Source organism: Ensifer sp. Root954, assembly GCF_001429005.1.
Lineage (GTDB): Bacteria > Pseudomonadota > Alphaproteobacteria > Rhizobiales > Rhizobiaceae > Ensifer > Ensifer adhaerens.
On record NZ_LMJM01000048.1, the window covers coordinates 1 to 25,073 of the forward strand.

The 25,073-nt window shown below is 58.4% G+C and carries 25 protein-coding genes and 1 pseudogene; 9 read left to right on the forward strand and 17 right to left on the reverse strand.

The annotated features are described in order from the left end of the window. From ASE71_RS27350 to ASE71_RS27390, 9 genes are all read right to left on the reverse strand, one after another. Nucleotides 1-339: aldehyde dehydrogenase family protein (locus tag ASE71_RS27350; protein ID WP_156411763.1), on the reverse strand; the 339-nt coding region annotated here is incomplete at its 3' end. A 12-nt stretch (nt 340-351) separates the two neighbouring features. Beyond that, a complete protein-coding gene (locus tag ASE71_RS27355) occupies nt 352-1,488 on the reverse strand; it encodes a fumarylacetoacetate hydrolase family protein (protein WP_060520103.1) in 1,137 nt (378 codons plus the stop codon). After that, nucleotides 1,475-2,374: an aldose 1-epimerase gene (locus tag ASE71_RS27360; RefSeq protein WP_060520102.1), complete on the reverse strand. Its 900-nt coding sequence runs from the start codon at nt 2,372-2,374 to the stop codon at nt 1,475-1,477. The genes ASE71_RS27355 and ASE71_RS27360 overlap by 14 nt, the downstream gene beginning before the upstream one ends. Continuing rightward, nucleotides 2,375-3,112 (reverse strand): SDR family oxidoreductase, encoded by a 738-nt coding sequence (locus ASE71_RS27365; protein ID WP_060520101.1) that lies wholly within the window; start codon nt 3,110-3,112, stop codon nt 2,375-2,377. 11 nt (nt 3,113-3,123) lie between these two features. Further along, nucleotides 3,124-3,855, reverse strand: coding sequence for an ATP-binding cassette domain-containing protein (locus tag ASE71_RS27370; protein WP_060520100.1), 732 nt, complete (start codon nt 3,853-3,855; stop codon nt 3,124-3,126). 3 nt (nt 3,856-3,858) lie between these two features. Next, nucleotides 3,859-4,836 carry an ABC transporter permease gene (locus ASE71_RS27375; protein WP_058330200.1) on the reverse strand — a complete coding sequence of 326 codons (978 nt, stop codon included), beginning with the start codon at nt 4,834-4,836 and terminating at the stop codon, nt 3,859-3,861. A gap of 146 nt (nt 4,837-4,982) precedes the next feature. Next, the gene (locus ASE71_RS27380) at nt 4,983-5,963 is read right to left on the reverse strand and encodes a sugar ABC transporter substrate-binding protein (RefSeq protein ID WP_060520099.1); all 981 of its coding nucleotides are present in this window, start codon (nt 5,961-5,963) and stop codon (nt 4,983-4,985) included. A gap of 43 nt (nt 5,964-6,006) precedes the next feature. Beyond that, nucleotides 6,007-7,209, reverse strand: a complete 1,203-nt coding sequence (locus ASE71_RS27385; RefSeq protein WP_058330198.1) for a mandelate racemase/muconate lactonizing enzyme family protein — start codon at nt 7,207-7,209, stop codon at nt 6,007-6,009. An 11-nt stretch (nt 7,210-7,220) separates the two neighbouring features. After that, the gene (locus tag ASE71_RS27390) at nt 7,221-7,943 is read right to left on the reverse strand and encodes a FadR/GntR family transcriptional regulator (protein WP_058330197.1); all 723 of its coding nucleotides are present in this window, start codon (nt 7,941-7,943) and stop codon (nt 7,221-7,223) included. 121 nt (nt 7,944-8,064) lie between these two features. Between ASE71_RS27390 and ASE71_RS27395 the strand changes: the two are divergent. Together ASE71_RS27395 and ASE71_RS27400 are read left to right on the forward strand one after the other, a co-directional pair. Beyond that, nucleotides 8,065-8,530 (forward strand): annotated as a pseudogene (locus ASE71_RS27395) (recombinase family protein); the annotation flags it as partial. Nucleotides 8,531-8,799: 269 nt separating this feature from the next. Then, nucleotides 8,800-9,063, forward strand: a complete 264-nt coding sequence (locus tag ASE71_RS27400; protein WP_029742496.1) for a hypothetical protein — start codon at nt 8,800-8,802, stop codon at nt 9,061-9,063. 223 nt (nt 9,064-9,286) lie between these two features. Here ASE71_RS27400 and repB read toward each other — a convergent pair whose 3' ends face one another. Continuing rightward, the gene (gene repB, locus ASE71_RS27405; RefSeq protein WP_029742495.1) at nt 9,287-10,267 is read right to left on the reverse strand and encodes a plasmid partitioning protein RepB; all 981 of its coding nucleotides are present in this window, start codon (nt 10,265-10,267) and stop codon (nt 9,287-9,289) included. 48 nt (nt 10,268-10,315) lie between these two features. Continuing rightward, on the reverse strand, nt 10,316-11,539 hold the full coding sequence (repA, locus tag ASE71_RS27410) for a plasmid partitioning protein RepA (RefSeq protein WP_082566386.1): 1,224 nt from the start codon (nt 11,537-11,539) through the stop codon (nt 10,316-10,318). A 530-nt stretch (nt 11,540-12,069) separates the two neighbouring features. Between repA and ASE71_RS27415 the strand changes: the two genes are divergently transcribed. Together ASE71_RS27415 and ASE71_RS35290 are read left to right on the forward strand one after the other, a co-directional pair. Next, entirely contained in the window at nt 12,070-13,305 is a 1,236-nt protein-coding gene (locus tag ASE71_RS27415) for an aminotransferase class I/II-fold pyridoxal phosphate-dependent enzyme (protein ID WP_049810940.1), read from the forward strand. 69 nt (nt 13,306-13,374) lie between these two features. Beyond that, complete coding sequence (locus tag ASE71_RS35290) at nt 13,375-13,893, forward strand: GNAT family N-acetyltransferase (RefSeq protein ID WP_162251856.1); 519 nt, start codon at nt 13,375-13,377, stop codon at nt 13,891-13,893. Here ASE71_RS35290 and ASE71_RS27420 read toward each other — a convergent pair. The 5 genes from ASE71_RS27420 to ASE71_RS27440 all read right to left on the reverse strand — a co-directional run bounded on the left by ASE71_RS27420 (nt 13,835) and on the right by ASE71_RS27440 (nt 19,327). Further along, a complete protein-coding gene (locus tag ASE71_RS27420) occupies nt 13,835-15,373 on the reverse strand; it encodes a M81 family metallopeptidase (RefSeq protein WP_060520098.1) in 1,539 nt (512 codons plus the stop codon). The two genes, ASE71_RS35290 and ASE71_RS27420, sit on opposite strands and share 59 nt — an antisense overlap. A gap of 8 nt (nt 15,374-15,381) precedes the next feature. Further along, complete coding sequence (locus tag ASE71_RS27425; protein WP_060520097.1) at nt 15,382-16,455, reverse strand: ABC transporter substrate-binding protein; 1,074 nt, start codon at nt 16,453-16,455, stop codon at nt 15,382-15,384. Between the two features lie 39 nt (nt 16,456-16,494). Beyond that, nucleotides 16,495-17,211 (reverse strand): ABC transporter permease, encoded by a 717-nt coding sequence (locus ASE71_RS27430; protein ID WP_244546829.1) that lies wholly within the window; start codon nt 17,209-17,211, stop codon nt 16,495-16,497. A 124-nt stretch (nt 17,212-17,335) separates the two neighbouring features. Next, on the reverse strand, nt 17,336-18,229 hold the full coding sequence (locus tag ASE71_RS27435) for an ABC transporter permease (protein WP_060520096.1): 894 nt from the start codon (nt 18,227-18,229) through the stop codon (nt 17,336-17,338). After that, complete coding sequence (locus ASE71_RS27440) at nt 18,230-19,327, reverse strand: ABC transporter ATP-binding protein (protein ID WP_060520163.1); 1,098 nt, start codon at nt 19,325-19,327, stop codon at nt 18,230-18,232. 185 nt (nt 19,328-19,512) lie between these two features. On the opposite strand from ASE71_RS27440, the gene ASE71_RS27445 reads away from it, so the two are divergent. From ASE71_RS27445 to ASE71_RS27465, 5 genes are all read left to right on the forward strand, one after another. Continuing rightward, complete coding sequence (locus ASE71_RS27445) at nt 19,513-20,217, forward strand: GntR family transcriptional regulator (RefSeq protein WP_060520095.1); 705 nt, start codon at nt 19,513-19,515, stop codon at nt 20,215-20,217. Nucleotides 20,218-20,315: 98 nt separating this feature from the next. Beyond that, nucleotides 20,316-21,647: an aspartate aminotransferase family protein gene (locus ASE71_RS27450; protein WP_060520094.1), complete on the forward strand. Its 1,332-nt coding sequence runs from the start codon at nt 20,316-20,318 to the stop codon at nt 21,645-21,647. Nucleotides 21,648-21,662: 15 nt separating this feature from the next. Beyond that, the gene (locus ASE71_RS27455) at nt 21,663-23,378 is read left to right on the forward strand and encodes an acetolactate synthase catalytic subunit (protein WP_060520093.1); all 1,716 of its coding nucleotides are present in this window, start codon (nt 21,663-21,665) and stop codon (nt 23,376-23,378) included. Next, nucleotides 23,375-24,148 carry an SDR family NAD(P)-dependent oxidoreductase gene (locus ASE71_RS27460; RefSeq protein WP_113544632.1) on the forward strand — a complete coding sequence of 258 codons (774 nt, stop codon included), beginning with the start codon at nt 23,375-23,377 and terminating at the stop codon, nt 24,146-24,148. Before ASE71_RS27455 ends, ASE71_RS27460 begins: the two co-directional genes overlap by 4 nt. A gap of 18 nt (nt 24,149-24,166) precedes the next feature. Then, the gene (locus tag ASE71_RS27465; RefSeq protein ID WP_029742482.1) at nt 24,167-24,826 is read left to right on the forward strand and encodes a response regulator transcription factor; all 660 of its coding nucleotides are present in this window, start codon (nt 24,167-24,169) and stop codon (nt 24,824-24,826) included. Nucleotides 24,827-24,830: 4 nt separating this feature from the next. On the opposite strand, the gene ASE71_RS27470 is transcribed toward ASE71_RS27465, so the two are convergent. After that, nucleotides 24,831-25,049, reverse strand: coding sequence for a hypothetical protein (locus tag ASE71_RS27470; RefSeq protein ID WP_029742481.1), 219 nt, complete (start codon nt 25,047-25,049; stop codon nt 24,831-24,833). Between the last annotated feature and the right edge of the window lie 24 nt (nt 25,050-25,073).

The window sequence follows — 25,073 nt, forward strand, 5'->3', positions numbered from 1 at the left end:
CTCGCCGGCGAAGAAGTCGAAGATCTGGCCGGCGCGCACCGTCTCGCCGATGCCTTCGGCCAATGTCTTGCCTTCCTCACGCGACAAGAGCTTCCCGAGTTCGTCCTTGCGCGCAAGGATCTCGTCGGCGGTCTTCCTCAGGATCGCGTGGCGCTCGAGGATACCGGAGCGCGACCAGGCCGGAAACGCCGCCTTGGCGGCAGCGATCGCTGCGCGCGCATCGTCCGCCGACGCACGGGCATATTCGCCGACCACGTCGTTGGTGTTGGACGGGTTGATGTTGGCAACGCCGTCACCGCCGACCCATTCGCCGGCTATCAGGTTCTGGTGCAAAGTCATGGTCGGTTCCATTCAGATCAACTGACGCGCCGCAAGATTGCGCATCAAGTGCGATGCACCAAAAGTCCAGGGACTGCACTCGGTCAACAATCGCACCGTGTTGACCAGTGATCCCAGCTGGGCATTTGAGATTGTCACGACATCACCGAGCTTGTGAGTAAAGCCCTGGCCCGGGACGTCCCGATCTTCGACGGGAGCAAACAGCGTGCCCATGAACAACATGAAGCCATCGGGGTATTGGTGATGGGCGCCGATGGTCTGACGTACCAGATCGAGTGGATCGCGACTGATCTCTTTCATCGAGCTCCTGCCCATCAGCACATAGCCATCCTCGCCTTCTATCCGCAGATCGAGGTCGGCATTGCGCACATCGTCGATCGAATAGCTCTCATCAAACAGCCGAATGAACGGCCCGAGCGCGCAGGAGGCATTATTGTCCTTGGCTTTACCAAGCAAAAGCGCCGAACGTCCTTCAACGTCGCGCAAGTTCACATCGTTGCCGAGCGTCGCTCCCTTTACCCAGCCCTTGCTATCCACGGCGAGGACGACCTCAGGTTCCGGGTTGTTCCACCTCGATATCGGGTGTAGCCCTACCTCATCACCATACCCAACTGCCGACATAATCTGCCCTTTGGTGAAGACTTCGGCGTCAGGACCGATTCCGACTTCGAGGTACTGCGACCAGACGCCCTCCTCGATCAAGGCTTCCTTGACCTTGGCCGCTTCCGGCGAACCAGCCTTGAGGTTGCGCAGACTGTCCCCGACAAGCACCGTCACGCGTTCGCGGATTTTGGAGGCGAGGTCGGGGTTTCCTGCGGCCCGCTCCTCGATCATCCGTTCGAGCATCGAGCGGGCGAATGTCACGCCGCAGGCTTTGATTGCCTGAAGATCGCATGGCGCGAGTAGCCGGGGCGCCTCGGAGACCCTCGGAGCTGCCCCGAGAACCTCGGCCAGCTCGCAGATCGCCCTTCCCTCTCGTGCCCGGGCGAACCCGACAGGATCATCCATCTCCAAGAGATCACGCATCGTTGGCGCTTCTTTTGTCGTGATGTCGAACACCACGCCGGCCCTGACTGTCACCAGGACCGGCCCCTTCTCCTCCGACAACCACACACGACCGACGAAGGCGCCGCTCCTATCGAGTTCCATTTGTCTCTTCCCATTCCAAATTCATTGAACCAGTCAGCTCCTGGCCGTCTTCAAGTATCTTCAGGCCTGGCCGGCCCCCGAGGTTATGTGCGTCTACTGGGTGGGAAACCGGCTCAAAACAAAAGAAGTCCGCCTTGGCGTCCGGCGAATAGATCAGCGCATAAGCAAGATTGTCGGAGGCCGAGATCCTAACGGAGACCGCTCCCTCTCCTTGCATGATGACCGCCTCTCCAGCCCACCCGCCGAAGGCATTGTTGATCCACTGGTCAGGTAACACCCGCCCTTGGTCGAAATTCCAATCTGGGGCTTCGCAAAGCTTTCGCCGACCTGTCGGCAAGTGTTCCCTGTCTTCCAGCCATACCTCCGTGGCGCGAAATTGCAGCCGAGTGCCCGCATTTCGCGGAAACCAGGGATGGAACCCGATGCCGAAGGGTAGTGGTTGGCCTGACAAGTTTTGAACCGTGAGCTTTATTTCCAGCTTTTCGGGCCCAAGAGTGAAGACTTGCCTTGCCCGATAGCGAAATGGACCGATCTCCCCATCGCATTCGAGTTCGACGGTTTCGCAGCTGCGAGCAAGCAATCGCCAGCGCCGCTGGAAGCCGTCCCCGTGGATGGGGAATGGCTCGCCGACAAGGTTGGCTGGAATGGGATGAAACACACCTTCATATTCGAAACCGCCTCTTGAGATGCGGTTCGAGAATGGAACAAGCACATTACACCCTAGTTCGAACGGACCATCTTCCATTCGGCCATTCCACGGCCTGAACACAGGAAGCCATGCGCCGGACGGATGCCGTACATCAAGATGTGCGATACCACCGCCAAGCGTCGGGATTAGCTGCAAGTGCGCCTTGCTGTTTTCGACATTGATCCGCTCGACAATCATCTACCAACCGCCGTCGATGGCGAAGTTCTGTCCGGTAATCATGTCCGAAGCCGGTGAGACAAGGAAATAGACGAGCTCCGCGACGTCCTCAGGCTTAACACGTGTTTTGAGGCATTGCCGCTCGAGGACCCAGTCGTTGTATTCCTGAAGCCGGTTGGCAAATACCCGGTTCTCTGCTTCAGAAACCACCGCTCCCGGTGAAATCGCGTTGACGTTGATCCCGAACGGTCCAAGTTCGCGGGCCAACGATTTCGTCAGCCCGATCATTGCGCCCTTCGATGCGACATAGGGCACATAGCCGTCCCATTGGCCATTGAGCGTAATGGAAGCAAAGTTGAGGATCTTGCCGCGGCCTTTGCGTTTCATTAGGTCGGCACAGGCTCGAACCGCTGCAAACGCAGCCGACGAGTTGACGCGGATCTGGTCCTCGTACTCCGCCAAGCTGAACTCCTGGAACGGCTTATTGATTATGAGGGCGGCATTGTTGATCAGAATGTCGATGCCGCCTGAGGCTTCGGCCTCCAACCGGATGAGATCCTCGGTTTTCGCGAGGTCGTTCAGATCGCATCCGAGAAAGCGCGCGTTTTCGCCGAGATTTTCCGTGAGATCTACCTGGAGGCCAGGACGGTCGAGCACGATGACAGTGGCGCCTTCCGCTGTGAGCTTGCGGACCTGCGCTCGACCGAGTGTGCCAAGGCCGCCCGTGACAAGCGCCACTTTTCCCTGAAGTGGTTTCATCTGCGTTCCCCTCAAAGTACGGACTGGACTTCGTCGATCGACGTCTCGCTGACACGCTTGTCGAGCACAATCTGCCCACGCGCCATGGCGACCACCCGGTCACAGGATTCGAAGACGTGATGCATGTTATGACTGATGAAGATGCCGGTAACATTCTGTTCCTTCAACGAACGAACGAAACCGATGACCTTGTTCGTTTCCTTGACCGACAAGTGGTTCGTCGGTTCGTCGAGGATCATCACCTTCGACTTGAAATGCATGGCACGGGCGATCGCGACCCCCTGTCGTTGCCCGCCTGAGAGTTCGCCGACCAAGGCGTCAGGTGAGCGCAGATGAAGATCGACGTCTGCGATGGCCTGGACGCTTTCCTCGCGCATCTTGCGCAAATCCAGAACCCCGAGGCCGAAGAGCGAATATTTCACCGGCTCGCGACCAATAAACAGGTTGCGCGCGATAGACATGGTCGGGACCATGGAGTTGTACTGATAGATGGTCTCGATCCCGAGCCGCATGGAGTCGCGCGGGCTCGATATCGCAGCCTCTTTTCCCTCGACGAAGATACTGCCCTCGTCCTGTTTCTGGACGCCGGAAAGGATGTTGATGAGTGTGGACTTGCCGGCGCCGTTGTCGCCGATCAGTCCAACGGCCTCATTGCGTGCGAATTCGACTGAGACGCCTCTCAGAGCATGAACGCCTGAGTACCATTTGTGCAGGTTCCGGACGGATACGATAGGACCGTTCATGGCTCAGACCTCCACCTTGATCGATTTTGCCCGCTTGCGAAGCCAGGAGTTGGCGACGACCGCGAAGATCGTCAGCGAGCCGATCGCAAATTTGAACCAATTGGCGTCGACCTGACTGAGGATGAGACCGTTGTCGATCACGCGAATGAGAATGACGCCAATGATGCCGCCGAAGACGGCCCCAACACCACCATTGAGCGCGGTACCACCAATGACAGCCGCGGCAACCGCTTGGAGTTCCATGCCCTCGCCGATCGAAGGCAGTGGCGACCCGAGGCGAAGCACCTGAATGAGCCCGGCAAAGCCGCTCAGCACCGAGCAAAGAATGAAGCAAGCTATTTTGACGCGCGCAGTCGGGATCCCAAGGGCATCGGCTGCCGGTAGGAAACCGCCGGTCGCTCTGATCCAGTTGCCGAAATTTGTCCGGCTAAGGAGCAGCGACACCAGAACGGCAATGACCAGGAACCAGATGAACGACATACGAAACAATTGGCCCGGCCCAACAAAACTGGTGAAGAGCCACGTGGGAAGATCGGCCGGCAAGAGCGGCGGAAAGCCCCCCGAGATGACGACCGTAAGCGATCTGGCCACAAACATCATGCCAAGCGTGGTAATAAAGCTTGGGATCGCAAAACGGATGGTCAAATAGCCGTTGAGCAGTCCTATCGCTACACAAACGAGAAGGCCCGCGACTAGTGCCATCGGGAACGAGATCCCACTGGCCATCAAGACAGCCATCGTCATCGGCATCAGCGCGAAAACGGCGCCGACAGAAAGATCGAATTCTCCGCAGATCATCAAAATAGTGACACCGATGGCAACCAGCGCCATCTCCGGGAGGATCCCAAAGAAGCCTCGCAGGTTTTCAAAGCTCAAGAAGACGCCTCCAGACCGGATCTGGAAGAGAACTACGAGCAGAAAGAGGAGAAGGAGCGCCGCGAGTTCCGGCTTCTCCATGTAGATTTTCAGCATTCTTTTCATCGCATGCTCCCGTGCGGCAGGGCAGCGCATCTCGCGGGCCTGCCGGCCAAATTCATTGCTTTGCGCGCCGTGTTCGACGCGCAAAGCACATGCTTCCATCAACAGGCTCTTTCTGCGAAAACCCTCCGATTTTCGCAGAAACGCGTCTACCGCAGGCCCTGTGCTGAAAGGTCCATGATGTTGTCGGCATCAGCCGGGCGGACGATCCCTTGCCCCGTATCGATGTCAGCCGGGGCGAGGCCAAAATTCTTGGCGAGATAGACCTGCATTACAGGCATGAAGCCTTGCATGTATGGCTGCTGATCGACCTGGACCTGAACATAGCCCGTCTGCATTTGCTGGACGACTTCGGGCACCAGATCGAAGCCACCCAGAAGCACCTGACCCGGCGCGACCCCACGATCCTTCAGAACTCTTGCCACTGCGGCATGCCAGAATCCGGTATCGAAATAGGCGGTGGTGTCGGGGTGCGCATTGAGATAGGCGCCGACACGATCTGATGTCACGGCAAGGTCCGTGCCACTGTCGATCCGTTCCCAGGACACTTCTCGACCGGGGTTCGCGGCCTTGAGTTCCGTAAGGAAATCCATGACGCCCTGCCCGCGGGCCTCCGACCAGTTCTGGCCGGGCGCGGAAATTCCGACCAACACTTTGATCGGTCCCTCCTTCGGAAAATTCTCGGACATGGCCTTCCCAAGGGAGTATCCGGCGCGCCGGAAACCCTGTCCGACGAAAGCAACCCGCGCGTTTCCTTTCGCCCCCTCGCTGTCGTCGACGTTGACGCCGATGACCTCCACGCCGTCCTTGGCGGCCCGAGCGATGACGTCGTCAAACGCCTTGTCATCGACGATGGAGGTCAGAAGGGCGTCAGGCTTGCTCGCCAACGCAGCTTCCATATTGGAGAGTTGCTGCTCAACCGAACCCTCGGTCTGGGTAAACACCATCTGGCAATTTGCGCCGATCTTCTCGCATGCGTCATCGTAACCTTTTTTGACCGCTTGCCAGAATGTGTTTGAAGCCGACGAGTGATGCGTGAAGACGATCTTCAACGGTTCTGCCGACGCGCCGAGCGCGGTCGAACCAAAAAGCGCCAACCCCAATGCACTCCCAATCAATACTGTTCGCATGCTTGCTCCTCCTTAAGCTGCAAAATTGCGAAAGAACCCGGTCTTAGCCCCCGCTCGAAGTTCGACGGGACACCGTAAATGCCTTTTCGAGCTCGGGATTAAGCTCCATGCCGAGACCGGCCCCTGGCGGAACCGTGATCATCCCGTTTCGAACTTCCGGAAGCGCCGTAACGAGGTCGCGATACCAAGTCTTGTAGAAGGCCCGCACGCTCTCCTGGACCAACGCGTTGGGTGCGTTGAGCGACAGATGCGTCGATGCGCAAAGAACGACCGGCCCGGTGCAGTCATGCGGTGCCACGGGGAGATGCCACGCTTCCGCCATCGCCGCGATCTTGCGCGCCTCCGACAAGCCGCCACACCAGCTGATATCCAGCATGACCACGCCAGCAGCGTCGGTCTCCAGGAGGTCTCGGAAAGCCCACCTCGAACCCAATGTTTCCGATGCAGAGATCGGCGCAGGCGAGACGGCTGCATAACGCTTGAGGCTGGAGAGGCTGTCCATCTTGATGGGATCCTCGTGCCAGAACGTCTGGTACGGTGCGAGCGCCTTGGCAATCTGCATTGCCGGCAAGAGCTGCCACATCGAGTGGAACTCCACCATGATGTCCATGCGATCGCCAACGGCGTCGCGGATCTTCTGGAACGGCACCAGCGCCGATTTCAGGTCGGGCATCGAAATATACTGACCACGCGACTTTTCCGCCGCGATATCAAACGGCCAAATCTTCATCGCCGTAATGCCCTCTTCCAAGAGGGACAGTGCCAGTTCGTCGGCGCGATGCAGGAAGCCGTTGAGGTCGTCGTAGTTGCGGGCGCCGGCGGACGACAGATCGTAGTTTGCGGTCGTCTGACCGGTTGCCTTCTTGATGTACTCCGTGCCCGCACAGGTGTTGTAGGTGCGGATTTCATTGCGGCTGAAGCCGCCGAGCAACTGTGCTATCGGCTGGCCCGTCGCCTTTCCGAAGATATCCCAGAGCGCAATGTCGAATGCCGAATTTCCACGCACCTCGGCGCCGGAAGAGCGAAACCCGAGATAACCGACCAGATCAGATGCGAGAAGATCGATCTGCAGCGGGTTTCGCCCGATGACACGAGGGGCGACGTACTCGTGGATGTAGGTCTCGACGGTTTCTGCGCCGAAGAAGGTTTCTCCGAGCCCCGTCAACCCCTCGTCGGTATGGACCAGCAGCCAAAGCAGGTTCGGCCGTTCCGCGATGCGGACCGTCTCAAGTCTCGTAATTTTCATCAGGTTTTCCCCTATGCGATTCCAGCCGCGAGCAGTGCTTTTGCGCTTTCGTCGAAATGGCGGGCCATGAGCTGGCTGGCGGCTTGGGGGTCGCCAGCCAGAATTGCTCCGGCCAAGTCGATATGTATCTGGTTCATGGCGTGCCGGTCGGCGTCGGACGCGCGGCTGCGCCACCCGATCGGCCAGGTCTGGCGGGAGACCCCCTGGAATGCGCCGACAATGATCGAGAAGATCGGGTTCTTGGAGGCGCGAGCAATCTCCAGGTGAAAGGCGAGATCACTCTCCATAACCTTGTCCGCATCCGCGAAATTTGTCTCCATCGCTCTTGCATGGGCAAGGATGGTGTGGGCTTCCGCGTCGCTTCGACGAAGCGCAGCCAGCGTCGATGTCCGCATTTCTATGGTTCGGCGTACATCATAGACCTGGTTGATGTTGATCTGGGCCGTATGCACGCCATGCTCGATCATCAAGGACATTGCGCCGTGGTCGAGTTGAGCCACCGTGGCACGCTTCCCGACATTGAGATCAATCAGCCGCATGGTCGCAAGCGACCTGAAAGCCTCACGCACCACCGAGCGGGACACGCTGAGTTCCTTAGACAGGGTGGCCTCGCTCGGCAGTCGATCGCCCGGACCAAGTTCGTTCTCCCGAATGTGCTGGGTGATAGCGCCGATCGCGGTGCTGACGAGATTGCCTCCTGCAAACTGTTCTTCGTCGACTGGAGTTAAACTCATTTTCGTCTCCCAGTTTTATAAAACCTGTCGGACAGGTTGAGTTGAACCGAGTCATAGTTTATGGACAAGCTGTGTGTCAAGAACCAATTTGAGAACAGCTCGGAGGGCTTATGAAAATCGAGCGAAGGCGCGTGGCAAGCTCCCGGGAAACCCGGGCTTGCGAGAACGGCCACCGGATGCCATCAAATCAGTCTCAAAAGCACGCGCAAAGCGTTATCTCGACGAGCTCATTGCATCCGCGCAAACTTGGCTGTCGATGGTGCGGCAACTGCGGCCTCACCACAGTTGGGACAACGTCGTGCGGGTGCTTAATCGCCGCGGTCACGACTGGACCGTCGAGCGCGCTTGGTGCGCGACAAGCTCGCGGAAAAAGACCTCCTGGCCCGGTCCCCTCGCCGTGCGCCCGAAGACCATCTGATGAAGCTGGTAGCGGCGATCGCCATTGCCGATACCAATCTGTCGCTCCGCGACATTGCCGCCAATTTGGATCGGATGGGAGAACGGCCTGTGCGCGGCGGCAAGAAATGGCAGCCTTCCTCCGCGACCTGCTGGACGAAGCCCACCGATATGGCCTCATCCGCCATTGAAGGCGCGGCTCATCAGGCGACCGATCGCGTGCTTCCTCTGCCGACAGGGTCTTCCAAGCTATTGACGATCTGCGCCGCCGGCCGACGGTAATTGCCGCCGTCTCGCAGTTTCAGCCAAGCGCCTGCATCCTCATCCGCCGCGGTGGGTTCTTTTGGCACCGGCTCCCCCCCCTCCATGCCGATCCGGCCACGGTGTTTAAGAAGGTTGGCACTTTGGTGCCAGAATTTTTGATTGGCCGCCGTATCACCTTCGGCGCCGGAAACGCCGCTTGGACCATAGAAACAATGACCAACCCCCAGCGGTCGAAATACTCGAAAGCTTCACCGGCTTTTCAGACGACGATGGGCATTTGGACGATGCTGCCCTGATTGCCGAGCATGTGCTGGACAATCGTTGTCCCGGCTCGTGGGTGGTCACCGGCGGCGACGCCGGGATCAAGGTGAGCAGAACCGTGGCGAAACTGAATGAGGCGTTCCAGGTTGTCGGCATCGGCGTAGCGGCGATTCGCGCAAAACCAACAGCGAGGTGCTGACCCTAACACCGGGTTAGCGCTGACGGTCACTCTATGCGCTGGGCGCAAATCAGCGTTGCCGGGGGGTCGAGAAAGTTGCCGGCCGACAATTTTCCAGTTTTATTATTTTTTTTCAATTACGTAGATAACGTCGGCACGACGACAGCGGGGCCATCTTGCTCATCAGGCGCTAAAGCGAGCTTCCACGATGGTTACCGTCTGGGGGCCTTTTTCTTTTGAGCGTTCAGTCTTCCTTCCCGTCATTCGCCGCCAGGAATTCGGAATAGAGCCGATCCAGGTTTTCAGCGAGATACTGCCCGAAGCGACCGGCGTTCTTCGATTTCATTGAAAGTTCGAAGGCCTTGCCGGAGTTCGAATACTGAGCCGAGACTGCCTTGTCGCTTGTCTGCCAGCTTTCCTTGGATTTCAGTGACATCTTTTTGACGGGTCGCCCCGACGTATCCAGTGCCTTGAATAGCGTGTTGAACCGCTCGTCGCTTGAAAGCGATTGGAAGCTCGGATCGCCGGCGATGTCGTTCACCTTTTCCGCATTGGCGGCCTTGCCTACCAGAAGCGAAAGCTCGAGCCAGCGGTCGCGCCCAGTCGAGGGCGCCGCACCGATTTGCTCGATGACTACCAACGGCACCCGTTCAGTCACGCTCATCATCTTCGAAACCGCCGTCTTGTCCGCAGCAAGAGCTGATGCGATCACTCCACGGTCGTAACCAAGCGCCTCCAAGCGTGAAGCAAAGCTGGCACGTTCGATGAACGAGAGGTTGGCGCGGGCTGAGTTTTCCTGGCCCTGAGCGATAACGTGTGTCCGGTCATCGATTGCTTTGACAACTGCCTTGACCTTACGGCCGAGTTCGCGCGCTACACGCACACGGCGATGTCCAAAGACGATCTGATAGCGTCCGGATGCAGACGGGTGAGGGCGCACGAGGATCGGCGTGTCCTGGCCGCGTTCGGCAATTGCCGCCTTCAATTCTTCAAACTGCTCGCTATCGTCCGTCAAACGATCAAGCACAAAGGACCCATCCACCGTATCCGGATCGAGCTCGACGACGGCTTCACCTTCGAGGAACTTGTCGGCCTGCTTAGAGAGTTCGTCGAGAGAACGCACCATGCTCTTTGACGCACCACGCATGGGATAGGCTGGCGCGGTATCCGCCTGCGGGATCTCCGCTGCGTCTACCAGTCCCGCCAGCAGATTTTTTCTCGCCATGTGCCTGCTCCGTTCTACCTAACCGACTGAGTGTGAAGGTTGATGTGATCAGCGTGCAGCCTTACGTCCCCAGGACGCATGCACGAGTTCAGCGATTTCGGCATTGACCGCATTCAAGGATCCAATCGCTCGTTCATAGGTCGAGCGCGTCATCTGGGCCTTGTCGACCTCATAAAGTGTCTGCTTTGTAATTCCAGCGTCAGAGATCGCTGTCGACTTCAGCATCTGGTTCTTCAAAACGAACTGGTGAAACAGCGTCTGCATGAACCCTACCATCTGCGCCTGTGGCCCGTCCGTTGGCTCGTAGCGCGTGATGACGTAGCGGTACCATTCGAGATTGACGGCGGCACCAGCTTCGCGGATCGGCTTCAAGATGCCGCCCAGCATTAGCAAGAACTGTCCCATCGACATGACATCAAGCATCTGGGGGTGGATAGTGACAAGTACGCTTGTCGCCGCGGTCAGGGCGGTGATCGTCAGGTAGCCGAGTTGAGGTGGGCAGTCGATGACAACCACGTCGTAGCGATCTTCGACCTCGACAAGCGCGCGCGAAATGCGCGTGAAGAAGGTCTTGCCATCGTTCGAGCTCTTGTTCGTCATCGCGAGGGGCGTATCGTACTCGAATTCCTGCAGCTCAAGGTTGGCGGGTACGATGTCGAGGCCGGGGAAGGTGGTCGGCAGGATGATATCCGTGATCGATCGCCGTTGCTCGTCGTAGCGGATCGCTTCGTAAAGGGAAGGCGTCATGTCGAGCTCGGGCTGGAAGCCGTGAAGCGAAGACAGCGAGGCCTGCGGGTCGAGGTCGACGGCGAGCACTCTGTGACCTGTCAGTGCCATGTACTGCGCCAGGTGAGCGGCAGTGGTAGTCTTGCCCGATCCACCCTTGAAGTTGACGACCGCAATGATCTGGAGCTTCTCGCCAGCGCGCCGGCGTGGCACGTACTTGCGCGCTTCGGAGCGACCATGCTGGTCGAGGTACTGGCGGAGTTCCTCCATCTGCTCGGCGCTGTAGGAACGGCGGCCCGACGAAGACGTCTGGGGGAGGGGGCCTTTGCTCTCAAGGTGGAGCTTCTTCAACGTGCTTTGGGACACCCCGAGGAAATCAGCGACCTCCGAGAGCGAGAATTGGCGCAGCAGTTTCTTGGCATTCGGCGGGAACTGCTGCATGCTCAACAGGTGCAGCTTCTTTGAAATCAAATCGCCCTGTTCGAGGATCAAATCCTCAAAGTGCATCGGCTGTGCGGGAGCCATCGACAGCGAATTAGCGTTCATTGCAAGGAAGCTCTCAAATAACGGTTTTTCATGCAGGAACTCATCCTAACCGTTATTATGTGCGGTTCCTTTCGTCTGACAAGGAATATAGAGTTAACAAAGGGTTAACTCAGAGCGGATCGACAGCAGCACATGAAGTCAATAGAGCGCATTTTCCCACTGTTTTTCAATAGCTTACCTGCATACTCTCCGCATTAGGGCCGCCGCAGGTTTTGCACCGGAGAACCTCTTATGCCCTTCCGGCTTTCGGGGCTCGACATGTGCACAGGCACTATTTCGTCTCCGACTCACACCGCCCGACCGAATCGCCGCCCTTAGACGCCGCTATGTTCGATTCTGCGCTGACCGTTAACCGTCCAGCACTACCACTGAGAAGGGCCGTCAAACTTGTTCGTAAAATCATTGCACAATGCCACCCATGGCATACGAAAATTTGCAGAAACTTGTTCCGTTCTTTTGCCGCCGTTCGTTGAGTGAAAAGTGATCTATGCCACCTTTAGGCGCAACAACCGCTCTTGATGGAGGCAAGGATGCTCACGGATTTCGTGGCCGGAACCGATCAGACTGTCCGAAGGAACACTGCCGCGCTTATTCAGTCGTCCGATGAGTGTTTCCGGGCGGCACAGGCGGCCGGCCTGATCGGGGTCTCCGCATACCCAAATCGGGGGCGGGGCGTTGAACTCCAATCAGCAAACGATGCAGGCCGTAACATCGTGGATTTTGTTCGATGCTCGTATCTCGGGCTGGACAACCACCCGCGGATAGTCGCCGGAGCAATCGAAGCGCTCGAACAATATGGAAACCTGCACTGGTCATGCGCGAGAACACGCCTCAATTTCAAGATCGCATTCGATCTTGAAGACGCTCTGTCAAAGCTATTTTCCGCTCGGGTTATCGTTTATACGACTGTCCTCGCTGCAAACATGGGCGCCTTGCCGCTTCTTGCCTCCGGCCATCTGACCAACGGAGAGAAACCCGTTGTCGTGTTCGACAAATTCGCGCACGCGACTCTGGCGTTTCATAAGGCGACGGTCGCTCTTGAGACAGAAGTCCTGACGATAGCGCACAACGACATCGAAGCACTCGAGCGCGTGTGTCGAACGGGCAAAAAGGTCGCCTATGTCTGCGATGGCGTCTATTCCATGGGCGGCGCAGCGCCAATCCGAAACCTCCAAGAGCTGCAGAGCCGATATGGCATGTTCCTCTACATCGATGACGCGCATGGCATTTCGATCTTTGGCGATAAAGGACAAGGCTTTGCCCGCTCCCAGCTTGAGGGCCCGCTTGGGGACAGCACAATTATCGCGGCTTCGCTCGGAAAGGGGTTCGGCGCATCCGGCGGTTTGCTGATGCTCGGAACGGAGCGGCAAGAGGAGCTTTTTCGCAGATACGCGATCGCTCACGCGTTCTCCGCCTCTCCCAACGTTGCCGCTCTTGGAGCAGCGATCGCCTCCGTAGCGATTCATGAGAGCCCCGAACTGGCGATCAGGCAACGGGACCTGGGTGAGAAACTCGCTTTGTTCGACCTCCTGACGCCAACCGAACATCGTGGCACCACGTTACCTATAAGGACTTTAACGATCGGCGACCACGTCGAAGCCATCGCGACTGCGCGCTCCCTGCTGGACATGGGATTTTACACCTCGGTGATCTTTTTCCCGACCGTAGCGCGAGGGAAGGCCGGGATCCGTGTGTGCCCAACCGCCGGCCATACCATAGATGAGGTCAACGGCCTCGCAAACGCTGTCGCCAAGTTAATGCGCTGAGCAACCAAGGGCTCTCAGATGTCGTATCGAGGGGCAAGAGAGGCGTGCCTGGAAACGTCGCGCCTTTACATGCGTCCCACCACGAACGCCGATGGTGACGGCCTCTATCATGTCCACCGGGATGTCGCCGTGTCGCTGCTTCTGGCCAATGTGGATCAAATGAGCAGGAGTTGCTCGGATCATCTGCTTCAAGGATATGTTCAACACTGGCGATCCTTCGGCTGCGGGTTTTATCTCGTCTTTGATAGAAAAGAGGCAGCGAGCCCTCCAATTGGCAGATGTGGTCTTCGGATCACCCCCGACAAAGAAGCCGAGCTCGGCTACTGTTTCTTAGCCGCAGCCACCGGCCGTGGTGTGGCGACAGAGGCGGCGGCGGCCGTCGTTGACCGCGCGTTCCAGACAATGTCGATCAATCAGATCGTCGCCTTCGTTCGGCCGGAAAACCATCAGTCCATGCGCGTTCTCACAAAACTCGGGTTTCAAGACCTGGGCTTCGTAGAGCAGGGAAGAGCCCACAACCGGTTCATACTCAATCGATCCGTTCGGCATGGCTTGAACCAGCGATCGGCCCCCGTACCATGGTCGTGACCGGGGAGGAGGCCTGCGCGTGCTCTGGCCAAAAGCGGGCGCGTTTGTAGTTGAAGACACCCTTTTCATAGTAGCCGACGCCCGGGCTACGCACGAGCAGAGGTTCTCCGTAGTCAGCAAAATTGAGCTTGAAATGGTAGCCGGACTTCACAACGATAAAGTCCTTGCTGCTTAGCCCGACACCTTGGCTGGTAAAGACAGCCGGGTCATGGCTGAAGGCTGGATGAGTGGTCAGCAACACCGAAAGTCGCCCGTCAATTTCGAGCACAGCCGTATCGCCCATCGTGCACGCCTGTCCCCCTTGAAACGGGCCGGCAAGAACGCAGTGTCCGTCGCCAAGATGTCTGACGACGGCCTTCACAGGATACGGTAGAAAACCCGGGGTCACGCGCCCGCCGATCAGAATTTCGAGTGACGCTCCTTGTCCGGCGGTGTGCGCTGCGATCACTGCTTGGGGATCGGTCAGTGACATAGCACCCCGCAGGCCGGGATACCTTTCCATAGCGGCCTGCAGGATGGCTGTACTGTCGCCGGGCGCCCCTGCAAGAATGCGGTCACCCATGTCCGCGAAGATGTAGCGCTCGCCGTGGCTAGCGGCACACTTCGTCAGCGCCTCGTCGATGGACAAAAGGTCATCGATAAACTCGTCTCTCCGGATCCAGAACGCCTCAGCAAGATTCCTTGCTATGGTTATCGGGTCGGCTTTGCCATTTGTGGTAACCACAACTGCTTGTCCGATATCGTGATCATCCGAGTAACGAAACACGTTGAACAGCGATATGTCCCATATACCCGGATCAGAACTGACGTAATCGCGCGCCATCTCGTGCAGGTCATAAAGGGGGCCCGTCGCAGTCTCTCCAGCTCCAGGCAGGATCATTGGAACCTTTGCCATTGTCGTGACAGGTTTCAATCGACCATCCAGCATCGCCAGTATGCAGTCGGCAACCTTGTGGCCACATTCGACGACATCGGAATGAGGGTTCTCCTTGCAAGCGATGCAGATGTCGACCGCTTCGATCATATCCACAGTGACGTTGGCGTGGAGGTCGAGGCCGATGGCGATTGGTACGTCAGGACCGACGAGCGTTCTGAGTCCCGTAAGGAGCTCCCCTTCGGCATCGGGGCATCTGGTCGTCGCCATGGCCCCATGCAGTTCCAACGCGATGGCATCCGGCCGATGAGCCGCAACATCACCGAGCAATTGGTCCCGCAGTTCCACATAGAACTCATGCTCGACAAGTCCGCTCGGAGGGGCGGAGGCAGACAAACTTCCGACGATTTCGACATCGGCTTCGGTTAGCCGGCAAATGATACCGCCGATCGTCGAACCACTCTTCCGAGCTTTCTCGAGGAAATCCTTGCCTGCCATGATCTCGAAGGCGTCCCGCCCGGTGACCCGAGGATTAAAACCGTTCGACTCGTGCCAGATTCGAGCGACAAGGACGGTTTTTCTTGGTGAGTTGAAGTCAGTGCTCATCTTGATCCTTACCTGATCCACGCATTCCAGCGTTCGAGCAGCCGCGGGGCGTTCGCGTTGATCCACTCGGCATCGGGCACGATGATGTGCTCTTCAATGTCGACAGGCGAGGGCATGCTGGCCCGCACTTCAGCCGACATCATTTCGATCGCAAGGTTGCTAGGCGGTGTGCATGAAAGCAGCTCACAGGCTCGCGCCTGGGCCTTCGGATTGTTGAGCCAATAGGCCATGAGCTTGAGAGCGTTTTCTCGATTGGGAGCATCCTTGAGCAGGGCGACGCGGTCTCCGACAAGAAAGGCGGCCTTGTAGGACCAGCCGATCGGGTGGCCCTCGGCTTTCAGCGCCGTTGCTCTGGTCAACCAGATTTGACCGAGACCGTAGTCCTTGTTTCTGAAACCCTGCACGCTTTGGTCGCCCGTCTTCCACCACACCGATACGGACGGGCGGATTTCATCAAGCTTCGCAAACGCCCGATCAACGTCGAGAGGAAAGAGCTTGTCGCGCGGCACCCCATCGGCAAGCAGTGCCGCTGCCATCACGCGCCAGGGGTCATCAAAGTTGGGAAAGGCTCTGCCGCCGGGGAACCGCTTCGTGTCCCACATGTCCGCCCACGTCTCGGGAACCGGCGCGGACGCGTTGCTGCGGTCATAGACGAGCAGCGTTGCGGTGGACTGGAGCCGGATTCCGCCCGGTCTGCAGGCGTCCGCAACCAGGTCTTCACGCCCGTCGAGGTTTCTGCAGAAGTCACTGATATCCGCAGCAGTCTCGAGGTGTTGCGGGGACATCGCCTGTATTTCGCCCTGCATGAAGAGATCCCAGGACACGTTGCCGGTCTTGACCATCGCAGTGGCCTTGGCCCGCATTTCCGCATTGGTTGCCGCGACGGTTTTCACGGTGATGCCCGTTTCCTTTGTGAAAGGGTCGAACCACGCTTCGCGCAAGGCCTTGTCGTAGGCCCCGCCGGTTGAGGCAATGATGACCTCTTCGTTGGCGCTTGCATGGCCGCTCGCGCCCAACACAAGTGCGAAAGCTGCAACGATGAAGGTGCACGGCCGCTGTATGAGATACTTGGCTGCTGTCATTGGATTTTCCTCCCGGGAATAAAAATGTTGGCGTTTGTTTCAGCGTTTCTTTGCGAAGGTCTGGACGGATGCCATCAGCAAAAGCGAAACACCGACGAGCAGCGTTGATGCGGCTGCGATGACGGGCGTGAGATTGAAATCGATGTCCTCGAACATCTTGCGGCTGATCGTCTTGCCGCCCGTGTCGGAGATGAAGAACGCCACCGTTGCCTCGTCGAAAGAAGCAAGGAACGCGAAGACGGAAGAAGCGGCGATCGCCGGGGCAATATTCGGCAGAACGACGGAAAAGAAGGCACGCGGTCTGCTGGCCCCGCAGCTAAGTGCAGCAAGTTCGAGGACCGGATCGAGACGTTGAAGGGCCGCACTCACGGTGATGACCACATAAGGTATCGAAAGCACGGTGTGAGCGATCAGAAAGCCGAGAAAGTTGCCCGTCAACTGAAGCGGTGCAAACACGAGATAGAGCGCAACGCCGAGAACGATATGCGGAACGATCATCGGCCCGATCGAAAGCGCTTGAATAATCGGCTTCCCCGCAATCTGACCCCGCACGAGGGCGATAGAGGCCAGGGTCCCGACGACCGTTGCGGCAACTGTCGTTGAAAGGGCAATTCTCAGGCTGAAGAGCGTGGCAGAGAGCCACTCTGGATCGGCGAAGAACTCCCCATACCAGCGTAAACTCAGACCACGCGGCGGGAACTCGATGAACTCGCCGGCGCTCAACGACATCGGGATGACCACGATCGTGGGCAGCATCAGGAAAAGCAGGACGGCGGCAACAACGATCCGGGCGAGACCGCCCGTGACGGATCTCGACAGGCGTCCTGATTCTGCGAGGGTCATTTGAGTGAACTGCAATGGAGTTTGAGAAGTGGTTTGATCAGTTGACACCGTTGAACCCCTTGTTCAGCGAGATGGTTTTTCGAAAGGCCACGACAAGGATGAGGGTGATCACCAGAAGCGCGGTCGACAGTGCTGCTGCGAACGACCAATCCAAGACAACGGTGGTCTGTTGGCCAATCAGGGTTGCGATCATCATCGAACCTGGCCCACCAACCAAGGTGGGCGTGATGTAGAAGCCGATCGCGAGAATGAAGGTCATGACGCAGCCGGCGAAGACACCTGGCGTGCTCAATGGCAAGGTGACTCGCAGGAACGCTACGAGCGGTCCGGCACCAAGGTTGAGAGCTGCATGCGACAGGTCTTTCGGGATGGAGCGCAAGGTGGAAAACAACGGCAGGATCATGAACGGCATGAGCACATGCGCCATCGCCACGATCACGGCGGTCTCCGTATAGATGAGCTTCAGCGGCTCGCTGACGAGACCTGCGTCCAGCAGAGCGGAATTGATGATCCCGTTGCGCTGGAGCAGGACGATCCACGCATAGGAGCGGATCAGAACGGATGTCCACAAGGGGATCAGCACACATGCAGCAACGAGCGCCGCGGATCTGCCTTTCAGACGCGACATGGCGAATGCAACCGGGTAGCCACCGACGAGGCATAAAACCATGACACAAAACGCCACCATAAAAGTCCGCAGCAGGACCAGCAGATACAAAGGCTCGTTGAGGATGCGCCGATAGCTTTCTATTCCAAATTCGGGCGTGAAGAGGCTGATCTTGACCAGTTGCAGAAGCGGGTAGACGAACCCGATTGCCAAAAGCAGGGCCAGCGGCATCAGCAACAGGATTGTCGCGCTCCGCGACAGGATCTTTGCCGATCCGCCGCGAGCAATCGAACCTCCAGGTATTTCCAGAGAAACTTGCTCCATCTAGCGAGCCTCCGACAGAGGAAACGCCACGAGACGAGAGAGGTCGGGTATGACATCGACTTTGTCGCCGGTCGAAAAGCGCATCGTTGCACTTGTCTCGGCCTGGACGTGCAGCTGGCGGGCATCTCCGGCGGCGATATCGATCACATACATGTGGTGAGTTCCAACGAATACGCTCGCGGCCACCGTTCCGCCGATTGCATCCGGCCGGCCCTCTTCCTTCGCCATCAATCGGGCGCGTTCGGGACGGAACGCCAGCTGGACGGATTGAGCTTGTCTGGCCCCTGCCGTCCGACCTTTGACACGGAAGAGACCTCCTGGCGCGGTTCGGACTATCGTCTCGTCAGCCTCGACCCCGACAACATGGCCTGCAACGAAGTTCATCTTGCCTATGAAGTCAGCTACAAAACTGTCGCGCGGCCTCTCATAGAGATCTTGCGGCGATCCGACCTGAACAAGGTTGCCGCCGGCCATAACCGCAACCCGATCCGACATTGTCAGGGCTTCTTCCTGATCATGGGTCACATAAACCACGGTTACGCCCAGGTTCTGCTGCAATGCCTTGATCTCGAACTGCATGCTTTCCCGAAGCTTCTTGTCCAATGCTCCCAGCGGCTCGTCCATGAGAAGCACGGGTGGGCGGAACACCAATGCGCGCGCCACGGCCACGCGCTGTTGCTGCCCACCTGACAGTTCATGCGGATATCTCCCGGCAAAATCCGAAAGCTGAACCAAGTGGAGAGCGGCTGCCACATCCGCCTTGATGTCACCACTCGGCTGGCGCCGCATCTTCAGGGGAAAAGCAATGTTTTCAGCCACGGTCAGATGCGGGAACAGCGCATACTTCTGAAACACCATGCCGATCCCGCGCCGGTTCGGCACAACTCGTGTGATGTCCCTGACTCCGACTGAGATCGTTCCTTCGTCCGGGTACTCGAACCCCGCGATCATGGTAAGGAGGGTGGTCTTTCCCGAGCCGGAGGGGCCGAGGATGGACAAGAACTCCCCTGCGGCTATGTCGAGCGACAGTCGCTCCACCGCCAAGGCGCCCGCATAGCTCTTTCGAAGACCCCGTAAGGTGACTCTCTCTCCGATCAAATAAACCTCCCATTGATCAATCAATTACCGCAGGCTGCAAAGCTGCGAATAAACATGCAAGTCATGATTGCGTTACCCGTGCAGCGAATAGTGGTAGCTCTGCGAGGTCACATAAAGTTCGCGTAAACGACATATTTCACTTTTGTTGCAACATAATTGCGAACAAGTCAACCGGGAGACGTAGATTGAGCGACGCAGCGGATGGAATCGAAACCACAGATGGAAAGAATCCGCCGCGACTACGCGATGTCGCATACGACGATCTGAAGGAACGCTTGATCCGAGGGGCATTTGCGCCGGGCACCAAATTGACCGTGCGGGGCGTCGCCGACGAACTCGGAGTGAGTTCGACTCCTGCTCGTGAGGCCATCAACCGGCTGACACAGGAAGGCGCGCTTGTGTTTGCAGGCCCGAAGACGGTGATCGTTCCAAGCCTGACGCGAGAAGCACTCGACGAGGTGACCGCGATGCGATTGGCCCTGGAAGGCCTTGCGGCGTTCAAGGGGGCACCCAACGCCACACAAGAGACGATCACCCAGTTGCAGACACTGCAACAGACGATCAACGAGCGCCTCGACAAACGAGACTACGTTGGCGTTCTCGCCTCAAACCGCGAATTCCATTTCGCGCTCTACCAGCTCAGCGAAATGCCCAACCTCGTCGCAACCATTGAGACACTTTGGCTGCGCACAGGGGCGGCTTTCCATGATCTGTACCCGGAGTTCGCAGAAAACAGGTTTGGCGTGCACAACCACCTGGCAGCAATCGAGAGCCTTGTAATTGGCGATGCCGAGGGCGTGCGGGCGGCAATCGAGAGCGACATTCGGGACGGATACCGTCGCCTCCGCCGGGTCGATGCGGACAGAATTCGGCGACAGTCGACGACCTAAGAAAAGTTTTTTGTTGCGTGACTTCCCAGAGCGTCATTTTTGTTGCAACATAATTGCGACGAAAACATGAACCACTGCTCGTTGCAAAGGGAAGTTTGATGATTGACAGCATAGTGGCCGCTCGGGCTCAATCCAGAGCCCGGTCCAACGCCGCATTCAGGGAGGCGCGCCGGTACTTTCCGGATGGCACCTCAAGAGCCACGGTTGAGCGCGATGGTGGCCCGATCTACGTGACGCGGGGGGAGGGGGCCCACCTCGTCGATCTCGACGGCAGCAGATTTCTCGACCTCAACAACAACTTCACTACCCTGATACACGGCCACGCGTTCCCGCCGGTCGTCGAAGCAGTGTCTCGAACGGTAAGGGACGGAACCTGCTTCGCAAACCCAACCGAACATGAAATTGCACTCGCAGCCTTGCTCGTCGAACGCATTCCGGCGATCGAAAATATTCGCTTCGTAAACAGCGGCACGGAAGCCGTCATGTTCGCAATCAAAACGGCGCGTGCCGTCACGGGCAAGACAAATGTGGTTCGCTTCGAGGGCGCCTATCACGGTGCCAGCGACTGGGCCGAAGTCGGGCAGTCAAACAGCCCGGCAAATTGGGGACCAGTCCAGCGACCGAGCAGCGTTCCAGGTTACCACGGCGCCCCGGCCAGCGTCGCAGACGACGTGACGGTCCTGCCATTCAACGACGTTGACGCACTTGAACACGCGATCGGTTCCGTCGGCGGCCGAACCGCCTGCATTTTGATCGACGTCATGCCGAGCAGGGCCGGCTTGATCGAACCGGAGCCAGAGTTCATCCAGGCGATCATGGAACTGGCGCGCCGTCATTCCATTTTGATCGTGTCCGACGAAGTTCTCAACCTCAGGCAGGGATACCAAGGCGCATCCGAGCGGCACGGCCTTACCCCGGACCTCATCACCGCGGGCAAAATCATTGGCGGGGGGTTCCCCATCGGTGCGATCGGGGGCGCCAGCGAGGTGATGCGCGTTTTTAGCGCGGAGCATGGCCGGCCGGCGGTTCCGCAAGGCGGCACCTTCTCTGCAAATCCAGTCTCCATGGTCGCCGGCCTAGCAACTATGCAGGCCATGAATGAAGATGCATTCAGCCGTCTCGAGCATTTTGGCGATCAAGTCCGCCTCGGGCTTCGAACAGCCATCGCAAGAAGCGGCGCGCCATTCTGCGTGACCGGCACTGCGTCCTTGTTTCGGATCCACCCACGCTCAGAGCTTCCACGCACCTACCGCGAAGCCTTCATGTCGGCCGAGCAGGAGGAAACGATGCGCCGATTGACCCGCCATTGCATTTCCCACGGCATCTCCCTTCCGATAGGCGCTTCGGCATGCCTCTCCACCGCCATGACGGAGGCTGACATCGAACATGTCATCGAAGTCTTCGATGACTTTATTTCCCAGACCTACTAAACGATGAGAAGCACAATGACGATCAATACGAAAATGGTCACCGTCGCGGAACGCATGGCGCTTGCGCTTCAGCGTCATGGCGTCGAGCACATATTTGCACAAAGCCTTCCATCCGCGCTCATCCTGGCAGCCGAAGCAATTGGCATACGCCAGATCGCCTACCGGCAGGAGAACATGGGCGGTGCAATGGCAGATGGCTACGCGCGCGTTTCCGGCAAGGTTGCGGTGGTCGCCGCTCAAAACGGGCCGGCAGCAACGCTCTTGGTTCCACCCCTCGCCGAAGCCTTGAAAGCCAGCGTCCCGCTCATTGCACTTGTCCAGGACGTCGAACGCAGACAAACCGACAAGAACGCCTTCCAGGAACTGGACCATATCCAGTTGTTCCAACCTTGCGCAAAGTGGGTGCGCCGCGTCACTGAGGCGGACCGCATTGAAGACTACCTCGACCAGGCCTTCGTTGCATCCGCCTCCGGAAGACCAGGACCTGCAGTGCTTTTGCTGCCGGCGGACCTCCTTAGAGAACAAGGACCCGAGCGGCCGGCAACAAGGCGCAGCCACCTCGGACATTATCCGCTCGATCGCGGGCGCCCTTGCGATGACGTCATCGCGCTCGCAGCTAAGCTGATCGCCGAAGCGCAAGCACCGATTGCCATCGCGGGGGGAGGGGTCCACGCAAGCGATGCGTCGCAAGCACTTGCAACTCTCCAGGAAGCTGCTGGATTGCCGGTGCTTACGACGAACATGGGAAAAGGATCAGTCGACGAGCATCATCCACTCTCAGCCGGCGTTCTTGGCTCGCTCGTCGGACCGCGCTCGCTCGGCAGACATACTCTGCCGCTGGTCGAAGGCGCAGACCTGATCCTCTTGGTCGGCTCGCGTACCAATCAGAACGGGACCGACAGTTGGCGCCAGTTTCCTCCCAACGCGAAGATCATCCATATCGACGTCGATCCGCTGGAGATCGGACGCAATTACGAAGCACTCCGCTTGGTTGGCGACGTCAGGGCGACGCTTATGGCACTCACCAACGCATTGAAGGACCGAGACCTATCCAGGCGCAGGGCGGCGCGGACCAGGATAGAAAAGCAGATCGCCCAATGCTGGGCCCGGTTTGAGGTCGATCGGCAAGATGTTGCGTCCTCGAACAAGATGCCTATCCGTCCGGAGCGCGTGCTTCGTGAGCTCCAGGCACGGTTGGATGAGAACGTGATCGTAGCTGCTGACGCCAGCTACTCCTCCATGTGGGTGGTCGGCCAGTTGCGCTGCGCAAGCGCTGGCGCTCGTTTCATAACACCGCGGGGCTTGGCGGGACTGGGATGGGGCGTGCCGTTGGCGATCGGTTCCAAGTGCGCCCAACCGGCCAAGAAGGTCGTCGCAATCGTCGGAGACGGCGGCTTTGCCCACAGCTGGGCCGAACTCGAAACGATCGTCAGAAGTGACCTCCCCATAGTCATCGTCGTGCTGAACAACGGCATTCTTGGCTTCCAGAAGGATGCCGAGATCGCAAAGTTCGGCAGACATACGACGGCGATCGACTTCAGCAACGTTGACCACAGCTGGATCGCGCGCGCTTGCGGTTGCGCATCCGAGCGGGTCGAAAAGCCAGAGGATCTTGCCGGCGCGCTTGGGCGTGCCTTGAGCACCGAGACCGCGACCTTGATTGAGGTGATAGCGGATCCCGGTGCGCATCCGGCTCTTTCACTCTTTGCGCAGATGGACGAATGCGCATGATTGCCGAACACGAAAAGGTGGCCGTCGTGACGGGCGGCACATCCGGCATCGGGCTCGCGACGGCACAGCGCCTGCTGAAGGATGGCTATCGTGTCGCTGTTTTCGGACAGCGACACGATCAGGCAGTGCGCGCCAAGCAGGCGCTTACAGCGCTCGCCAGCGACGAGTGGGTGATCAGCGGGGAGGCCGATCTGACGAACCCGCCGTCGATCAGAGCTTTTTTTGCTGAAGTGGAAAAGAGCTGGAGATCCCCGGATATTCTCGTTTGCTGCGCCGGGATTTCGCCGAAAGGCGAAAATGGCCCAACAGCGCTTCCGGATCTCACCCTCGATGAATGGAACCGCGTGTTCGCGGTGAACTTAACGGGCGCTATGCTCTGCTGCCAGGCGGTCGCAGAAAAGATGATCATTCAGGGCTTCGGCCGGATAGTGCTGGTCGGATCGATCGCGGCACGAACTCGCCCGAGGATCGCAGGATTGGGCTACGTCAGTTCCAAGGCCGGGTTGTCGGGATTGATGAAGGGCCTTGTCGGTTGCCTCAGTCCGAAGGGAGTAACGGTCAACCTCGTGGCACCAGGAAGGATCATCACCAACATGACGGGCCCCGCAGAGATGCCGGTCAATGTGGAGGCGCGTCAGCGCATTCCACTCGGACGGCTCGGAACTCCGGACGACGTTGCTAGCGTAATCGCGTTCTTGGTCTCATCGGAGGCAGGCTTCGTCAACGGCGCTACGATTGACGTCAACGGCGGAGAATTCGTTCCCAATTAGGAGCTGTCAGGGTGGTACATGGCGCGCGTGCTTGTGATTACGGATGATCCGGATTTCTTCAGCCTGCTCGGGTATGTCCTCCAGGCTGAGGGCTTTCTGGTTTCTCGAGCAATTGGGCCGGGCGACATAGCGATCGATGAACACGTCGATCCCGCGGTCATCATCCTCGATACCAGCGAAAACACGCTAGAAATATGCCGATCGATAGTGTCGAGCAACAAACAGCCGGCTGCCACCATCGCTCTCATTCGATCCACCTCTTGCGAACTTGTCGCCCGATTGCTGCCAGCGGGAGTGACGATATGCGTGATCAGACCGTTCGGTCTCCCGCGCCTCCTCGATATTCTGCGACGGGCCGCCGGTTCCCTCGGCGAGCGACAACACCCACCATCTCGCCTCCGGCTTGATCGTCTCGAGCGAACGGTCACTTGGAAAGATCGGACGATCCGGCTCTCGCCAATTGAATTCGGTCTGTTTGCGGACCTGCATCGGCACTACGGTCGGGTAAGGCTGCGCACAGACCTGCTTGCCGCCGGCTGGTCTCAGCCCGGACTAACGGTCCGCTGCGTCGACGTCCATGTTTGCCGGCTGCGGCGGACGTTGGCGCCGTTCGGCGAGACCTTCATCGAAACGATCAGAAGCTCCGGGTACAAGTTGGTTGCGCCGCCAGACAATTAGACCATTACACGGTACGCGCGCCCAGCTGATGAAAGACTGCGGCCCAAAGGCGGCAATCCTCTTCGCGACCATCGAATTTGGCCTCCAAAGCGCTCCAGGCAGCGACCAGACGTGCATCGTCGCCAAAAACCTTGGTGACGGCGTTTCTGAGATGCCTTTCATTCTCATTCGCTCGCAAAGCGGCTTGCGAAGTAATCATAGAAGCGGTCGTTTGCGTCGACATAACAGGCTCCACTGAGCCGGCGTG

Excerpts from the sequence above, each read along its gene's own strand:
- ASE71_RS27355 (WP_060520103.1), bottom strand. The coding sequence starts at position 1,488 with ATGGAACTCGATAGGAGCGGCGCCTTCGTCGGTCGTGTGTGGTTGTCG.
- ASE71_RS27360 (WP_060520102.1), bottom strand. The coding sequence starts at position 2,374 with ATGATTGTCGAGCGGATCAATGTCGAAAACAGCAAGGCGCACTTGCAG.
- ASE71_RS27365 (WP_060520101.1), bottom strand. The coding sequence starts at position 3,112 with ATGAAACCACTTCAGGGAAAAGTGGCGCTTGTCACGGGCGGCCTTGGC.
- ASE71_RS27370 (WP_060520100.1), bottom strand. The coding sequence starts at position 3,855 with ATGAACGGTCCTATCGTATCCGTCCGGAACCTGCACAAATGGTACTCA.
- ASE71_RS27375 (WP_058330200.1), bottom strand. The coding sequence starts at position 4,836 with ATGAAAAGAATGCTGAAAATCTACATGGAGAAGCCGGAACTCGCGGCG.
- ASE71_RS27380 (WP_060520099.1), bottom strand. The coding sequence starts at position 5,963 with ATGCGAACAGTATTGATTGGGAGTGCATTGGGGTTGGCGCTTTTTGGT.
- ASE71_RS27385 (WP_058330198.1), bottom strand. The coding sequence starts at position 7,209 with ATGAAAATTACGAGACTTGAGACGGTCCGCATCGCGGAACGGCCGAAC.
- ASE71_RS27390 (WP_058330197.1), bottom strand. The coding sequence starts at position 7,943 with ATGAGTTTAACTCCAGTCGACGAAGAACAGTTTGCAGGAGGCAATCTC.
- repB (WP_029742495.1), bottom strand. The coding sequence starts at position 10,267 with ATGGCGAGAAAAAATCTGCTGGCGGGACTGGTAGACGCAGCGGAGATC.
- repA (WP_082566386.1), bottom strand. The coding sequence starts at position 11,539 with ATGAACGCTAATTCGCTGTCGATGGCTCCCGCACAGCCGATGCACTTT.
- ASE71_RS27415 (WP_049810940.1), top strand. The coding sequence starts at position 12,070 with ATGCTCACGGATTTCGTGGCCGGAACCGATCAGACTGTCCGAAGGAAC.
- ASE71_RS35290 (WP_162251856.1), top strand. The coding sequence starts at position 13,375 with ATGCGTCCCACCACGAACGCCGATGGTGACGGCCTCTATCATGTCCAC.
- ASE71_RS27420 (WP_060520098.1), bottom strand. The coding sequence starts at position 15,373 with ATGAGCACTGACTTCAACTCACCAAGAAAAACCGTCCTTGTCGCTCGA.
- ASE71_RS27425 (WP_060520097.1), bottom strand. The coding sequence starts at position 16,455 with ATGACAGCAGCCAAGTATCTCATACAGCGGCCGTGCACCTTCATCGTT.
- ASE71_RS27430 (WP_244546829.1), bottom strand. The coding sequence starts at position 17,211 with ATGCTGCCCACGATCGTGGTCATCCCGATGTCGTTGAGCGCCGGCGAG.
- ASE71_RS27435 (WP_060520096.1), bottom strand. The coding sequence starts at position 18,229 with ATGGAGCAAGTTTCTCTGGAAATACCTGGAGGTTCGATTGCTCGCGGC.
- ASE71_RS27450 (WP_060520094.1), top strand. The coding sequence starts at position 20,316 with ATGATTGACAGCATAGTGGCCGCTCGGGCTCAATCCAGAGCCCGGTCC.
- ASE71_RS27455 (WP_060520093.1), top strand. The coding sequence starts at position 21,663 with ATGACGATCAATACGAAAATGGTCACCGTCGCGGAACGCATGGCGCTT.
- ASE71_RS27460 (WP_113544632.1), top strand. The coding sequence starts at position 23,375 with ATGATTGCCGAACACGAAAAGGTGGCCGTCGTGACGGGCGGCACATCC.
- ASE71_RS27465 (WP_029742482.1), top strand. The coding sequence starts at position 24,167 with ATGGCGCGCGTGCTTGTGATTACGGATGATCCGGATTTCTTCAGCCTG.
- ASE71_RS27470 (WP_029742481.1), bottom strand. The coding sequence starts at position 25,049 with ATGTCGACGCAAACGACCGCTTCTATGATTACTTCGCAAGCCGCTTTG.